The following is a 16,330-nucleotide window of genomic DNA, read 5'->3' as shown; positions in this document are numbered from 1 at the left end:
TAGAGAAGTCTAAAAACAGGTGAGGGGATTTTCATGTTCATGTCTGGTTTCAACACGCGTGGCGCCTTGATGCTCGGCGCGGCGGCGATCGCGCTGGTCGCTTCGGCGGCGCAGGCCAAGCCGGTCGATTTCGATATTCCATCGCAGCCTCTGCCATCAGCCCTGCGGACGTTCGGGCTGCAGAGCGGCACGTCGATCGTCTTTTCCGCCTCGTCCACCGGCTATGGGCCGTCGGTGCCGATCAAAGGGCAGTATGAGCCCAAGGAAGCGCTGGCCCGGCTGTTGGGAAGCGCCCCTTTGCAGCCGCTGGAGCGCGGCAGCGGCTTCACCATCGTGCGCATGGAGCCGCGGCCTGCCGCCGCCATGGCCGCACCAGCGCCTGCTGCGCCTGCGCCGCAAGCCATGGCTCAGGCTGAGCCGGCGCCGGAGGCCGAAGAGGGCGATGCGATTGTGGTCACCGGCTCACGGATCGCCCGTTCCGGCTTTACCGCGCCGACGCCTGTCACGCAGCTCGGCAGCGAGCGTCTGGCGAATACCTCGGCGGCCAGCGTCGGTGAGGCGCTTGCCCAGCTTCCGGCCTTTCGCGCCACCACTTCGCCAACCACGTCCGGCGTGACCATCGGCGCCGGTGGTGCCCGCACGGTCGATCTTCGCGGTCTGGGCGCGCAGCGCTCGCTGGTTCTGGTCGACGGGCGCCGGTTCGTGCCCAGCACGATTGCCGGCGCTGTCGACACCAATCTCATTCCCGGCATCCTCATCAACCGCGTCGAGCTGGTGACGGGCGGCGCCTCGGCGGCCTATGGCTCGGATGCCGTCGCCGGCGTCGTGAACTTCATTCTCGACAAGAAGCTGCAGGGCTTCCGGGTCAATGTGCAGGCTGGCATCTCCGAGCGAGGCGAGGATAGCGATCAGCTGATCGCCGCCGCAGCAGGCACCAGCTTTGCCGGTGGACGCGGCCACGTCATCATCGGCGGCGAGTATAACAATAACCGCGGCATGGGCGGCTGCTACAGCTATGATCTGTGTGCGCAGGAATGGCAGGTTCTGACCAACACCGCCTACCGCACCAACGGCCAGGCGGCGCGGATCATTAGCCCGAACGTCCATACGGCGACGCAGACCTATGCGGGCAAGATCAACGCCCCGACCGCGCTCGCGACGATCCAGTTCGACGACGCGGGCAACCCGGTTCCGTTCGTGCGGGGCCAATATGCGACGCTGTTCATGCAGGGCGGGAGCGGGCAGGGGCAGAACGCCTTCCGGTCCGCCGGCGTTCTGAAAGTGCCTGTGGAGCGCTATGCCCTCTACGGACGCACCGAATATGAGCTGGGCGCGGTGACACCCTTCATTGATGTGTCCTATGGCCGGGTGCGCGTCATCACGCCGGGCGCGCAGACCCGCGACACCAATCTGACCATCAATCGCGACAACCCCTATCTGCCGCGGTCGATCGTCAACCAGATGACCACGCTTGGCGCGCAGACGCTCACCTTCGGGCGCGTTGGGCAGGACCTCGGCGTGGCGGTCGGAGACAATGTCACCAAGACCTTCCGCATCGTCGGCGGTTTCGATGCCGATCTGGGCAATGGCTGGAAGGCGGACGCCTATTATCAATTCGGCCAGACCGACGCGAGCCAGATCGTCGAGAACAACCGCATCACCGCCAACTTCACCCGAGCGCTGGACGCCGTGGACGAAGGCCGGTTCCGGACCGGCGTAGACAATGGCAATATCGTGTGCCGTGCGACCCTCAGCCCCAATGCTGCGGTCCGCGCCGCCGCGACGGGCTGTCAGCCGCTCAACCTGTTCGGCCAGTATCGCTTCTCGGAGGCGGCGCGCGCCTACAGCTTCGGCACTTCCGAGCAGCGCACGCGCTTTCAGCAGCATGTGGTCGCCGCCAACCTGCGGGGCGATCTGTTCGACTTCGGCTCCGGGCCGGTTTCCATCGCGGTGGGCGGTGAGTATCGCAGCGAGCGTGTGAGCGGCACGGCAGACCCGATTTCGCTGACCAACGGCTTTTACATCGCGAACGCCTCGTCCTTCGGGCCGGAAACGATCAACATCGTGGAAGGCTATGCGGAAACCGTCGTGCCGCTGCTGCGCGACATGCCCGGCATAGAACTGCTCGAGTTCAACGGCGCGATCCGCCGCACGAATTACAGCACCAGCGGTTCTGTGACGACCTGGAAGCTCGGCGGCATATATGAGCCGGTCGAGGGCGTGCGCTTTCGCGGCACACGGTCGCGCGACATCCGCGCGCCCAATGCCGCCGAACTCTATACGCCGCTGGTCGCCTCTCAGGGCTCCATCTTCGACATCTCGAACAGCAGTCAGGTGCTTGCACGCGTGTTCCGCGGCGGCAACCAGTCGCTGCGGCCGGAAATTGCGGATACCACCACCGCCGGCGTCGTGCTTCAGCCGCGGATGATCCCGGGGCTGCGCTTCTCCGCGGATTATTACGATATCAAGATCCGCGACGCGATCGACCTCGTCGGCGCGCAGGTGATCACGGATCGCTGTAACGCGGGCGGGGCCAGCTACTGCGCGCTGATCACGCGCGACACCGGCCCCAGCGGCCTGATCACGGACGTGGTGGACCAGTATCTCAACGTCAACCAGATCAAGACGCGCGGCATCGACTTCGAGCTGGATTTCTCGAAGCGCTTCGGGGCCGATAACCGCATCGCCATCAACCTGCTGGCGACCCGCGTGTTCGATCTGATCCAGGTCGATGCCACGGGCTCTCTGGACCGCGCCGGGCAGACCGGCCGTCAGGTCGGCGGCCCGATCGGCGTGCCGAAATATACGCTGGATGGGACCTTCACCTTCGAGAAGGGACCGTTCGGTGCCACGGTGCAGGGGCACTACATTCCCAAGGGCAGCTACGATGCGAGCCTGATCGGGCCGGATGATCCCAATTACAGCAACACCTTGGCCAACAGCATCGACAATAATGTCGTGGACGACATGCTGACCTTCCATCTCTCGCTGCGCTACACCATCGGTGGGGCAGGGGATTCCACGATGCAGATCTATGCCGCGATCAACAATCTGTTCGATACGGACCCACCCATCGCGCCGGGCAACTCGGTGACCAACCCTGTTTTCTTTGACCAGACCGGCCGCAGCTACCGCGCCGGCGTGCGTCTGAAATTTTAAGAGGAGAGAAAGAGATGACCCTGGAACGCAGAGATATTCTGACCGGCGCGGCGGGCCTCGGCCTTGCTGCTATGGCCGGCAGCGCCGGCGCACAGCGACGCGGCGGCGCGAAAGTGCCTGTCATCGACGTTCACACCCACAATTTCACCCCGCGCTGGGTGGAAATGCTGCGCAAGCATCCGGATGCGGACACGAGCCTCCTCCCGACCAAGCCGGACGAAACGATCTCCTATCGTGGCGCGCCGATCGTGCGGCTGGCGCCGGATATGACCGATCTCGACATGCGCATTGCCGCCATGGACAAGGCCGGGGTCGATATCGCGATCATCAGCCTTACGGCGCCGAACGTGTTCTGGAGCACGCGCGAGGTTGCGATCCAGACCGCGCGCGAGGTGAATGACGACTTCGCGGCGGCGGAGAAGAAATATCCCGGCCGCATCAAATGGATGGCCTCGCTACCGTGGCAATATCCCGATGCCGCCATCGAGGAACTCGCGCGCGTGCGCGGCATGGGCGCCGCTGGCCTCTGCCTGATCACCAACATGGTCGGCATGCTGCCGGACAATGAGCATTTCCATCCGGTCTGGAAGGCGGTGGAGGAATCCGGCCTACCGGCGTTCATCCACCCGACTGTGCCGATGGTTGACATCAAGAAGTGGGGCGTCGAGTCCTTCGGCCTCGCCAACACCATCGGCTTCACCAGCGACACCGCGCTGGTGTATGCCCGCTTCATCCTCACAGGCTTCATGGACAAGTTCGAAGGGTTGAAGCTTATCGCCTGCCACGGCGGCGGCACGCTGCCCTACCTCATCGCCCGGATGGACAAGATGTGGGAGAACACCACCAGCCGCCGGCTCGTCAACAAGCCGCCGAGCGCCTATTTCCGCAAGTTCTGGTATGACGCGATCGTCTATGACCAGCCCACGCTCGAATTTCTTGTGAAGCAAGTGGGCGAGGACCGGGTGCTCTACGGCTCGGACTATCCCTTCTCCATCCAGGACATGGTCGGCGTGAAGGCAAGGGTCAGCGCGCTGCCGCCGGTGCAGCGGGACAAGATCCTGGGCACCAACGCGCAGCAGCTTTTCAAGATCTGAGCCACAGCGGCGAAAGCAAAAACAGGGCAGGCCGCACCACTGGGTTGGTGCGGCCTGTTTCTTTTGGCTGAGGCGGGCCGGCCTGGCGGCCTCATATCGGCAACCTTGCTGAGCTTGTTCGTTCTGCTGACATTATACGCGCGCTAAGGCGCACGGATGGCGTAGGCAGCGAATGCCCACAAGCTGGCGATGGAAGGAGTCCGACATGGCGCATGATCATCACGGTGGTGGGCACGCCCATGATCATACCGCCGGAGCCAGCGCCCGGATGCTGGTTCTGGCTCTCATCCTCACCTCGATCTATCTCGTCGCGGAGGTAGTGGGCGCGTTCGTCTTCAACAGCCTCGCCCTGCTTTCCGACGCAGCGCACATGTTGACGGACGTGGCAGCTCTGGGGATCGCGCTGCTAGCCATCCGCATCGGCCGCAGGCCCGCCGATGACAAGCGGACGTTCGGCTATCGAAGGTTCGAAATTCTGGCAGCCGCTTTCAACGCGGTTCTGCTCTTCATGATCGCGATCTACGTCTTCATCGAAGCGATCTCGCGCTTCAACGCGCCCCAGGAGACGCAATCCCTAGGCATGATGATCGTGGCGGCGATCGGGCTGGTGGTGAACCTTGTCTCGATGCGGCTCCTCTCGGCCGGCAAGGACAAGAGCCTCAACGTGAAAGGGGCTTATCTGGAGGTATGGGCCGACATGATCGGCTCGATCGGCGTTATCGCGGGTGCCATTGCCATTCGCCTCACCGGGGCGACATGGATTGACCCCGCCGTGGCGATCGCGATCGGCCTGTGGGTCTTGCCGCGGACCTGGGTCCTCCTGCGCGATACAACCAACATCCTACTGGAAGGCACGCCCCAAGGGCTCGATCTGGGCGAGGTGCGCCGCGTTATCGCTCATGTGCCCGGTGTCGCCGGTGTCCATGATCTCCATGTCTGGTCGATGTCGAACGACGATATCAGCTGTACCTGTCATGTTACCCTGAGCGGGGAGGGGCGGGCAGATGCCGTCCGCATGGCGGTGACAAACGCCATAGCATCGCGCTTCGCCATTCACCATGTGACGGTGCAGACCGAAGCGCCCGATCTCGCCTGCGCGGAAGAGCATCGGCACGGCTGAGAAGGCGAAGCCCCTGACCCGTCAAAACACCTCCTGATCAAAGACTTTCCTGATCGAGTTCAAAACTCTCTTTTGGATATCGTCCGAGCTTTTCTTGCTGCAGACGAACGTAATCCAGAAGGTCGTTTCGTCATGAGATAATTTCACGATGTCGCCATTCTCAACGGCGGAGCGGGCATGATGATCAAGCAGGAACGTCTTGGCGCCCCTTTCGATGGCTTCCGCAATAATCTGGTCTGAAAAAACCTGAGACTGGATTATGTTGTGATTAAATTCGCGGGATTGAATTTCCTTCATGCAAATCTCGTTAACCCCGTGATTGGAGCTCGGAGTCACATAAGGCAAATCGTCGATGTTTATTTTTCCATCTACGCACATTTTATAAACGTTCGTAGGAACATAGACCGAGGCCAGAGACTTTTTGAGATAATGAAAATTCACTTGATCATTCTGCTGCACATATAATCTCGCGATGCAGAATGCACTGTGATTTGTGGAGAGACGGCTCACGATCTCCGATGTCGATTCAAGAATCGTCAACCGCAATTTACTCGGAAAAACGGCTTCATTTATAATTTTTATTTTAGGCTTCACGAATGTTTCGAAGAAATATGGCCTCGTTATAAACTCCAGATCCTCTTCGATACCTGCGTTCAATTTTGGCGACTGGATCTGCTTTTTAAGCTGAAGGGTTTCGTTCGCCAGTTTCAGCGTGCGCTGACCGCCGCTGGTTAGCTCCGGCGATTTTCCAGCCGCGCGGTCGAAGAGGGCGGTGCCGCACGCGCGTTCCAGAGCTTTTATCTGCTTGCTGACGGAGGCTTCACTGATGTCGAGCTTATCCGCAGCCCGGCGGAATCCGCCTGCCTCCACCACCGCCAGAAAAATCTCGAGCTGCCTCGTCGTCGCCATACCCACACCGTGCCGATAACCAATTGGTTATCACGGTGATAGCCCGCCGGTACATTGCTTCTCAAGCGCTTTCCTCCGAACTGACGATCAACCGGCCCGCGAGAGGGGACGGATCAATGTTTATAAGGGGGAGGAATCGTGTCCAAAATTCGCGCTTTACTCGTACGGGCCAGCGTCGTGGCCGTCGCATTATCTGCCGTCACGCCTGTTATGGCACAGGGACAAGCCACAATCGACAATAGCGCGCAGGAGGCCGATGGGGGCGTCGGCGATATTGTGGTGACCGCCCAGTTCCGCTCGCAGCGTCTTCAGGACACGCCGATCGCCATTACCGCGATGGATAGCGCGATGATGGAGTCGCGCAGCTATAACACCGTCACTGATCTTACGAACAGCGCGCCCAACGTCGTCTTGAAGCCGACCACCTCGGCTTTCGGCCCTGGCGCGGCGATCTATGTGCGCGGCGTCGGACAGGCGGATACCAACTTCGCTTATGAGCCGGGCGTCGGCCTTTATGTCGACGATGTCTATCATGGCACGGTCTTTGGTTCTCAGCTGGACCTGCTCGATCTCGAGCGCGTGGAGATCCTGCGCGGGCCGCAGGGAACGCTGGCGGGCAAGAACTCCATCGGCGGCGCGGTCAAGCTCTTCACCAAGAAACCCTCGGGCGAAGGCGGCTTCATCGAGGCCACAACGGGCAGCTTCGACCGCCTCGACTTGCGCGGTGCAGGCGATTTCGCGCTCGTGCCGGACCGGCTCTTCGTGCGTGTATCGGGCGCCACGCGCAGCAAGAAGGGCTATCTCGACCGACTGGATTTCGGCTGCGTCTACCCGAATAACGGGGTGTTCACGGCCTCGGCTGCGGTGGGCAAAGATTGCGTGATCGGACAGGAAGGCGGCACGAAATACACCGCCGGGCGTGTCGCTTTGCGCTGGGTCGCCAGTGACGACATCGAGGTCAATGTGGCGGCCAGCCGTTTGGTGGACGACTCAGAACCGAGCGCAACCAAGCTGCTCGCGATTACGGTTGCGCCGACGCTGACGCCCGGCATCACCAACCGCAACGTCTTCATCACCGGACCGGAATCGTACACAAACTACGCGAATTACACGACGCCCGCATTCACCGATGCCGGCGGCAGCCACAATACGGTCGTGTGGCAGCCCAATACGCGTCTTCGCACTTGGGAAGTCTCTGGCTCGATTGACTGGAAGCTCGGCCCTGATCTGGCTCTGAAGTCGATCACCTCGTATCAAAGCATATCCGGCCGCTATGGCACGGATTTTGACACGACGCCCTATGGCATCAACACCAACAACATCACCAATACCCACCACCAGTTCACCCAGGAACTGCGCCTCAATGGCACGAGCATTTCGGGGCTGCTGGATTGGACGCTGGGCGGCTATTATTACAAGGCCACCAGCTATATCGAAGGCGGCAGCATCATTGCGCCGGGGGCTGCGACATCGTCCGTTTTCTATTCGGATGACACCATTCCGGCACGCAGCGTTTCCGGATTTGCCCATGTCACGGCGCATCTCACGGATCGCCTCAATCTGACCGGCGGTATTCGCTACACCGACGATAAGAAGGACTATAACTTCCGCCGCTTCAACCCGTTCAACACGAGCCAGGTGAGCTATACCGCACAGCGCCTCATCGACGGTGCCGTGGGCAGTTACAGCGGGAAGCGCTGGGATTATCGCGCCAATATTGATTATCGCCTGACCGACGATCTGATGGTGTTCGCGCAATATTCCACGGGCTTCCGCGGTGGTGGCGTCAATCCGCGGCCGTTCGTCATTCAGCAGGTGGTGCCGTTCAATCCTGAATCGCTGGAAGCCTATGAAATCGGCTTCAAGAGCGATCTGCTGAATCGCGCGGTGCGGTTGAATGCTTCTGCCTTCATCAACAATTACAAGGACATCATCTTCTCGAACACGGCGCCAACCGTTGTGAACGGGGTTGTCCTGACACCGCAAAACGCGACCCCCACCAATGCCGGCGACGCCCGGTTCAAGGGGTTCGAGGCGGAACTGACCGTCAATCCGCTCCGTGGCCTGTCGTTCGACGGCAGTGTCAGCTACCTCGATTTCCAGCTCACGAAGCTGGGCGCGGCGGGCGCCACGATTGCCGGCATCACGCTCAATTCGATCGCGCCTTTCGTGACCGAGTGGAAGGTCAGCGCTGGTGCGCAATATGAGATCCTCGTCGGGAACGCGGGCACGCTGACCCCGCGCCTCGATCTCGCCTACCAGTCGTCCTTCTACACCAACTCGGACAATAACCCGGCGTCCCTGGTGCCGGCCTATACGATGCTTAATGGTCGACTGACCTGGCAGTCCGCCGACGAAGATTGGAAGGTCTCGCTCGCCGTGACCAACCTCACCGACAAGTTCTACTATCAGAACAAGACACGCCTGCCGATCGGCCTCGTCATCGGGACGCCCGGCGCGCCGCGTGAATGGTCGCTCACCGTCAGGCGGGCGTTCTGATCGGTTCCTGCCGCCCGGACACGCGCCGGGCGGCAGGGAATATGAGGGTTTCCCTGATGCAACTGATCGCCGGCACAACATTCACAATGGGGTCTGACGATCAGGATCCGGGAGAAGCGCCGGCCCGGAAAGTGAGAGTTCGCTGCGCGCGGGATGCGTGAGCCAGAATAAGAGGACTGCCCCAATGTCACCCCGCTCTGCCAAGCTCCGCCTCTCTCTCCTTGTCGCCTCATTGCCGGTCCTGACCATGCAACCGGTGCCGGCCGTCGCGGCCGATGAGCCGGTGCAGACTTGGCAGGCCTATCCCAAGGAGCCGGTCGCTCCCAAGGACGCACCCAATGTGCTGCTAATCATGACCGACGATGTCGGCTTCGGCGCGGCCTCGACCTTTGGCGGACCTGTCCCCACGCCGGCCTTCGATGCCCTGGCGCAGAGCGGACTGCGCTACAATGCCTTCCACACGACCGCGATGTGCTCCCCGACCCGCGCCGCACTCCTGACCGGGCGCAATCATCATGCGGTGGGGAGCGGATCGATTGCCGACGTGTCGCTCGATGCGCCCGGCTACACGTCCGTCATTCCCAAGAGCGCGGCGACGATCGCCCAAGTGCTCAAGTTGAACGGGTATGACACCAGCTTCGTGGGCAAAAATCACAATACGCCGGTGTGGGAGAACACGCCGGTCGGGCCGTTCGACAACTGGCCCAACGGCATGGGATTCGATTATTTCTACGGGTTCAACGCACCCTATGCCGATCAATTCAATCCCGCGTTGATCGAGAACCGCAACACGGTGCGGGCGCCAGAGGACCCCGATTACATTCTGGACCGGGATCTTGCCGACAAGCTGATCCACTGGATTGACGTGCAGCATAACCTGCGGCCGGAGCATCCCTTCTTTGCCTATTTCGCCTCTGGCTCGACGCATGCGCCGCATCAGGCACCGCCCGAGTGGATCGCGCGCTTCCGGGGCCAGTTCAATCAGGGATGGGATATGCTGCGCCAGCAGACCTTCGAGCGGCAGAAGCGGCAGGGCATCATTCCGGCCAATGCCCAGCTCTCTCCGCGTCCGGAGCAGATTCCGGCCTGGGATCAGGTCAGCCCCGAGGTTCAGCGCGCCTACGCAAAGCAGATGGAAGTAGCGGCCGCGCAGCTTGCTTTCTTCGATTTCCAGATCGGGCGCGTGCTCGATACGCTGCGACGGAACGGCCAGCTCGACAATACCATGGTCGTCTACATCCAGGGCGACAATGGCGCGAGCGAGGAAGACCTGCGCGGCAGTGCGGACCTGCTCCGGGTCATCGCCGGCAATCCGACGACCGACCAAGACCTGATTGCCGCGATGGGCGACTACGGTGGCCCCAAATCCTTCGGCACTTATCCGGCCGGCTGGGCCTGGGCGACCAACGCGCCGTTCCAATGGGGCAAGCGCGTCGCATCGCATCTGGGCGGCCTGCGCGATGGGATGGTGGTGAGCTGGCCGGCGGGGATCAAGAAGGGCGGGGCGATCCGCCAGCAATTCACCCATGTCATCGACGTCGCGCCGACCATTTTCGAGGCCGCAGGCGTGTCCGCGCCCGACGTCGTGAGCGGCGTCCAGCAGCAGCCGATCGATGGGACGAGCTTTCTCTACACGTTCAAGGATGCGGCGGCGCCAGAGCGGCATCGCGAGCAATATTTCGAGATGCTGGGCAACAGGGCCTATTACAAGGATGGCTGGATGGCATCGACCCTGCCGGGCCGGGTCCCGTGGGACGGGGCGGCCAAGACGCAGCCGGCCGATTTCAAATGGGCGCTCTACAACCTCCGGAGCGACTGGTCCCAGACGGAGGATGTCTCCTCCCAACATCCCGCGAAACTGGAAGAGCTCAAAGCGGATTTCGACGCCGCCGCGCGTCGATACGCGGTCTACCCCCTGAACGCCGATCTTCATACGCGGATGGCGCCGCAGTTCCGGCCATCCTTGCTCGGGCAGCGGACCAGCTTCACTTACTACCCCGGCGATACGCGGTATACGAACTACGCCTTCCCGACGATCGCGGCCGGGTGGACCGTGACCGCCGACGTATCGACTGCGGGCCCAAGCTCCAGTGGGCCGATCTACGTGCAGGGGGACCATTTTGGCGGCATAGCGCTGGTGCTGAACGCAGGGCGCCCCACCTTCATCGTAAATCCCGGGAGTGCCGGGACGCCGGTGGAGATTTCTCCCCAAGATGCGCTGCCAGCGGGGCGTTACAAGATTGCGGTAGATTTCGAACCCGTCCCCGCAGGCGGCACTACCGTACGCCTCAGGGTCGACGGCGCCGAGGTCGCGTCCACGACGGTAAGCCAGGCCCTCCGCGGCCGTGGCGATGCCTATATCGGGCGCACCGGTACGGCGCCGCTCTCCTACACCCCGTCCGTGGCGCCAGTCGCAAGCCGCTGCACCTGCGACATCGCATCCGTCACGATCAGCAAGAACGCCCGGTAAACCAGGAAAGACCGATCATGCCCATGAAATCCCGTATCGCCCGCATCGCAGGATCGACGGCGCTCTCGCTCCTGGTCCTGGCCCACGGCGGCGCAGCGATGGCGAAAGAGCCCGCAGATCGCACGCAAGCGCCGGAATGGCGCTATTATCCGAAGGCACCGAGCGCCCCCAAGGGCGCGCCGAATGTGCTGCTGATCATGACCGACGATGTGGGCTTCGGGTCGGCGAGCACCTTCGGCGGCCTGATCCCGACGCCGACCTTCGACGCCCTTGCCAAGCGGGGCCTGCGGTACAATGAGTTCAATACGACCGCGATGTGCTCGCCCACCCGCGCGGCTCTCCTCACCGGCCGCAATGCCCATGCCGTCGCGTCGGGCTCGATCACCAATGTCGCCATCGATGAGCCGGGCTATACCTCTGTCATGCCCAAAAGCGCGGCGACCATCGCACGCGTGCTGCGCGACAATGGCTATGACACGGCGTTCTTCGGCAAGAACCACAATACGCCGGTCTGGGAAACCGGGCCGATGGGCCCCTTCGATCGCTGGCCCAACGGGATGGGCTTCGACTATTTCTACGGGTTCAATGCCGCCGCCAGCGACCAGTTTCGCCCCGAGCTGATCGAGAACCGCAACGCCATCGAGCCTCCCAAGGATGGCGATTACATTTTCGACAAGGACATGACCAACCATCTGGTGGACTGGTTGCGGGTGAAGTGGAGCCAGAAGCCCGACAATCCTTTCTTCGTCTATCTTTCCCCCGGCACCATGCACTCCCCGCATCAGGCGCCGGCAGAATGGATCGCGCGTTTCAAGGGGCGGTTCGACATGGGCTGGGATGTGATGCGCCAGCAGATCTTCGACCGGCAAAAGCAGTCAGGCACGATTCCGGCCAATGCGGTTCTGACGCCTCGGCCCGATGCGATGCCGGCCTGGGACAGCCTCAGTCCGGAAGCCAAGCGGACCTATGCCCATCAGATGGAGGTGGCGGCCGCGCAGCTCGCATATTTCGATGACCAGCTTGGCCGGGTGATCCGCGAGATCGAGGCTAATGGCCAGCTCGACAACACCATGATCATCTATCTGCAGGGCGACAATGGCGCCAGCATGGATAGCCGGCGTGGCGCGGTGCAGGAGTTGCAGAGCCTGATCGGGATCGAGCCGACCGAAGCGGAACTGATCGAAACATCGGACCAGAACGGAACCCCGCATAGCTACTCGAACTACAATGCCGGCTGGGCATGGGCGCAAAATGCACCCTTCCCCTGGGGTAAGCAGATCGCCTCGCATCTCGGCGGGTTGCGCGATGGGCTGGTCATCAGCTGGCCGCAGCGCATCAAGACGACCGGGCAGGTCCGCAGCCAGTTCCACCATGTGATCGATATCGCGCCGACCATCTATGAGGCAGCCGGCGTCGTGCCGCCGACGGAAGTCGATGGCGTGACGCAGCAGCCGATCGACGGCGTCAGCATGGTCTATAGCTTTGGCAACGCGACCGCGCCCTCCACGCGCCGCGCGCAATATTTCGAGATGCTGGGCAACCGCTCCTATTACAAGGATGGCTGGCTGGCCTCGACCACGCCGCCCCGCGCGCCCTTTGACCGGTCTACCACCCCGCTGGACCCGTCGACGTTCAAATGGGAGCTCTACAACCTCACGCAGGACTATTCGCAGTCGCGCGATCTGGCCGCTCAATATCCCCAGAAACTGGCCGAATTGCAGAAGGATTTTGAGGAGGCGGCACGCCGCTATCAGGTCAATCCGATCCAGGCCGACCTGATCGGCCGTGTGGGGGCGGGGAAGCGGCCCTCGCTGGTCGATGGTCGCAACCAGTTCACTTATTATCCGGGGCCAACCCGTTATCCGCAGGGGACGTTCCCGGCCCTCGGCATGGACTGGACCATGCGCGCCGCGATCACCACCGCGAGCACGACTGCGAAAGGGCCGATCGTGATCATCGGCGATGAGGCCGGGGGCGGGGGGCTGATCATGCAGGATGGTCGCCCCACCTATCTCTACAACCCGAGCGGGCGGGAAGCCGAGCGTGTGCGGCTGGAGGGCGAGCCAGTCTCCGTCGGACGGCATGATGTCAGCATCTCCGTCACGGCCGCGCCCAAGGTCGGCCCGCGCGCTGCGACGATCGCCATGATCGTGGATGGCAAGGTGGTGCAGTCGCAGGATGTCGCGGTCTATTATCCGCTACGGGGCAGCGGTGTGATCGGCCGGTACAATGTCCGCACCCTGCTGGAGAACATGGCCGAGCCGGCCATGTCCGAACTCGCGATCGACAGAGTCACCTTCGAGAAATCAGCCAAGTGAACTGAGAGGGAAGGGGGCCGCGGCCAGCTGCCGCCTCCCTTGTCCTGGCCGAATCTAGGATAACAAGCGCGTGAAAACATTCGTCAAAGTCTCGGCCGCCGCCTTCAAGGCCACCACAAGCGTGCTGGGCCTCTCGCTGATGCTGTGGGCACAACCGGGCGTCGCGCGAACCGAAGATGCGCCTAAGGCTCGGCCGAACATCGTCCTCGTCATCCTGGACGATGTGGGCGTTGACGCGGTGTCCGACATGTATCCTGGCATGATCGATCGTCTCGTGGAGCAGTACGGACCCTCGGGGCTCGATCATCCGAATTACCGCGCGATCAAGGGGCGTCCGGCCTCCACGCCGGTTCTCGATCGTCTGGCGGGGGAGGGGCGCACCTTCACTAACGCCTGGGCACAGCCCTTCTGCTCACCGACCCGCGCATCCATGCTCACGGGCCTGTACGCCCATAATACGGGACTGCGCGATTATGAGGATTGGCTGTCGCAAAAGCAGCATTCCTTCGTGGAGGATCTGCAGGCCGCCGGCTACACGTCCGCGGTGTTCGGCAAATGGCACATGGCTGGCCTTAACCAATATCCCGGCATGAAGCCCAAGGAAGCCGGTTTCGCGCTGTTCGAAGGCAATTTGAACGGGGCGATCACCGATTACTGGCATCATGATTATCAAGTGCAGGATTCTGCCAGCCCTGACTCGGAATGGCGAACCGAGCCGGCGCCGGTCCGCTCACTGCCAGGCATCGCGCCGACCAGTTTCGAGCCGGTCGTGCGGGCCGCCGATACGCTCAACTGGATCAAGCGCAACCAGGCTGAAGCGCCCGACAAGCCGTGGTTCGCCTGGCTCGCCTTCAACATGGTCCATATCACGGCAGGACCGCAGCCGTCCTTCGTGCCGAACGCAGATACGCTCGATGCGAAGTCCCGCGCCGAGATCGAGGTTTGTGGCGGAAAGTTCGGCACCACCGAGCTCGGCAACTGCTCCCCGCCGGCCCTGAACCGATCCTGGGTCAATTCGACCGATACGGTCCTCGGGATATTCCTCAAGGAGCTCAAGAAGCTCAGCCCGGACACCTATGTGATCATTCTGGGCGACAATGGCACGCCCATGTATGGCCGCCCGGCGGTCGATTTCATCGACAATATGTATCTGACGGCGAAGGGTAGGGCCAAGGGCACCGGCTATGAAAGCGGCATGCGGGTTCCGCTGGTGATGCTGGGGCCGGACATCAAGCCGGGCTACAGCGATGCGCTGACGCACGTTGTCGATATCTACTCGACCGTCCTCGATCTGGCGCATGTGGCCACGCCTCAGCAGGTTCCCAATCGCGCCGGGAACATGATTCCGCTGGATTCGGTGTCTCTCGCGCCTGTCCTCTTCGACGGAAGAGACAACGTCCGGGATGAAGAGAAAGACTTCATCATATCCGAGACCGTGATCCCTCTGAAAAACAGGGAGCGGCAGGTCGCCATCCGCAACAAGCGCTATAAGCTGCTGTATATCAGGTCAGAAACGGGCAATCCCTCCTGCGCTTATTACGACCTCGCGAAAGACCCGCTGGAAGAGTTTCCGATATCCAAAGCCGAGGTCGGCAGCCTGTTCGTCGGAAGCATGAAGGGGCTGAACATATCCTGTGAGGGCGGATCCTCATAATTTTGGCAGGCGTGCAGGATGACAGCGTTTCGTCCTGCACGTTACCCCGCTTGTCCGAAACCGCTTTGAGCGGGCGGACGCCCGACACGCGGGCATGAGGGAAGGGTCGGTTCAAATCATCCCGCCGCGTGTGGGGGCAGAGCGTACCAGCTCGTGAAGCGAACCCTACCGCCCTGACACAAGTTCGATAATATATATTATGTTAAATGAGGCCCTCAGGCAGGGACGCGTGCGCTATCGAATTCCTTGATAAGCCCAACAGTCTGCTCGATGTTGGCGCGACTGGATGCCCCGAACAAAATCGATTCCACATGCGGCTCGGCACAAATCCACTCTATGGCCTCTCGCGGACGAATGGCGCCTGATCCCAACACGGACATCGCAATCATTCGGGCGGGATGCTTCTCCAGCACCTCACGATAGCCATCAATTCCGCCGGACATGCGGAATCCGATCTTGTTATAGTTCGCGCAGACAATCGGATTCTCAATGCCCACGCTTTTCAGCATCGGCAAAAGCTTCGGCACATTCATGGTGATGAAGCCGGCCTCTGCATTGTAGCGGCTTTTGATGTGATCCGAGAAAACATGGAACGCGTCGGCGAAACCCAAGCCCTGGACGAGATCCGTGACGACGTTCTGGAGGAAAACGACCGGCGTGTGCAGACCACGGAACATCTTCATTTCGGCATCGACAAGCAATGTCATCATGCTCTCGATGTCCTTATTTAGCACGGCCTTGGAACCGCGCATGATCGTGTCGACCAGGCCTTCCTTGGGCAGAAATTTGCGGACGGCATCGAAATAGCCAAGCTCGGTGACCGCATTGGCATATTTGTGAGCATAAGGCATGCCTGGGTAAAATGTGAACCCGCTCCATTTCTCCGGATTGGCCCGGACGTCATCGGCGATCTTCTCGATCTTGTCATGGGTGGTGCACATGAAGCCCCCCGCCCCGGCATGCAGCGCAATCTGCAAAACATCTACGATAGCGTCGATACTCTGAAACCGCATGGCCTGCTGACGCGCTTTCTCCTCCGACATATGATTGATGCCGAAGAACTGATTATCGCCGAAAAGGATACGTTCCATAGTTTTGTAAAACCTC

General features: G+C 61.5%; 9 protein-coding genes. 7 read left to right on the top strand and 2 right to left on the bottom strand.

Annotation, left to right across the window (positions count from 1 at the left end):
- The first annotated feature begins 33 nt into the window (after positions 1-33).
- From M2343_RS04590 to M2343_RS04580, 3 genes are all read left to right on the top strand, one after another.
- Positions 34-3,159: a TonB-dependent receptor domain-containing protein gene (locus M2343_RS04590; RefSeq protein WP_264575757.1), complete on the top strand. Its 3,126-nt coding sequence runs from the start codon at positions 34-36 to the stop codon at positions 3,157-3,159.
- Between the two features lie 14 nt (positions 3,160-3,173).
- Entirely contained in the window at positions 3,174-4,253 is a 1,080-nt protein-coding gene (locus M2343_RS04585; protein WP_264575756.1) for an amidohydrolase family protein, read from the top strand.
- Positions 4,254-4,458: 205 nt separating this feature from the next.
- The gene (locus tag M2343_RS04580; RefSeq protein WP_264575755.1) at positions 4,459-5,373 is read left to right on the top strand and encodes a cation diffusion facilitator family transporter; all 915 of its coding nucleotides are present in this window, start codon (positions 4,459-4,461) and stop codon (positions 5,371-5,373) included.
- Positions 5,374-5,394: 21 nt separating this feature from the next.
- On the opposite strand, the gene M2343_RS04575 is transcribed toward M2343_RS04580, so the two are convergent.
- Positions 5,395-6,282 (bottom strand): LysR family transcriptional regulator, encoded by an 888-nt coding sequence (locus M2343_RS04575; RefSeq protein WP_264577493.1) that lies wholly within the window; start codon positions 6,280-6,282, stop codon positions 5,395-5,397.
- Positions 6,283-6,420: 138 nt separating this feature from the next.
- Here M2343_RS04575 and M2343_RS04570 point away from each other — a divergent pair, with 138 nt between their 5' ends.
- From M2343_RS04570 to M2343_RS04555, 4 genes are all read left to right on the top strand, one after another.
- A complete protein-coding gene (locus tag M2343_RS04570) occupies positions 6,421-8,781 on the top strand; it encodes a TonB-dependent receptor (RefSeq protein ID WP_264575754.1) in 2,361 nt (786 codons plus the stop codon).
- 184 nt (positions 8,782-8,965) lie between these two features.
- The gene (locus M2343_RS04565; protein WP_264575753.1) at positions 8,966-11,251 is read left to right on the top strand and encodes an arylsulfatase; all 2,286 of its coding nucleotides are present in this window, start codon (positions 8,966-8,968) and stop codon (positions 11,249-11,251) included.
- A 17-nt stretch (positions 11,252-11,268) separates the two neighbouring features.
- Positions 11,269-13,569, top strand: coding sequence for an arylsulfatase (locus tag M2343_RS04560; protein ID WP_264575752.1), 2,301 nt, complete (start codon positions 11,269-11,271; stop codon positions 13,567-13,569).
- A gap of 70 nt (positions 13,570-13,639) precedes the next feature.
- Positions 13,640-15,223, top strand: a complete 1,584-nt coding sequence (locus tag M2343_RS04555; RefSeq protein ID WP_264575751.1) for a sulfatase — start codon at positions 13,640-13,642, stop codon at positions 15,221-15,223.
- 215 nt (positions 15,224-15,438) lie between these two features.
- Here M2343_RS04555 and M2343_RS04550 read toward each other — a convergent pair whose 3' ends face one another.
- The gene (locus tag M2343_RS04550) at positions 15,439-16,314 is read right to left on the bottom strand and encodes a hypothetical protein (protein ID WP_264575750.1); all 876 of its coding nucleotides are present in this window, start codon (positions 16,312-16,314) and stop codon (positions 15,439-15,441) included.
- Positions 16,315-16,330 lie beyond the last annotated feature (16 nt).

Origin of the sequence: Sphingobium sp. B8D3B, assembly GCF_025961875.1 — a bacterium.
Lineage (GTDB): Bacteria > Pseudomonadota > Alphaproteobacteria > Sphingomonadales > Sphingomonadaceae > Sphingobium.
This window is presented reverse-complemented; position numbering and strand designations above follow the sequence as displayed.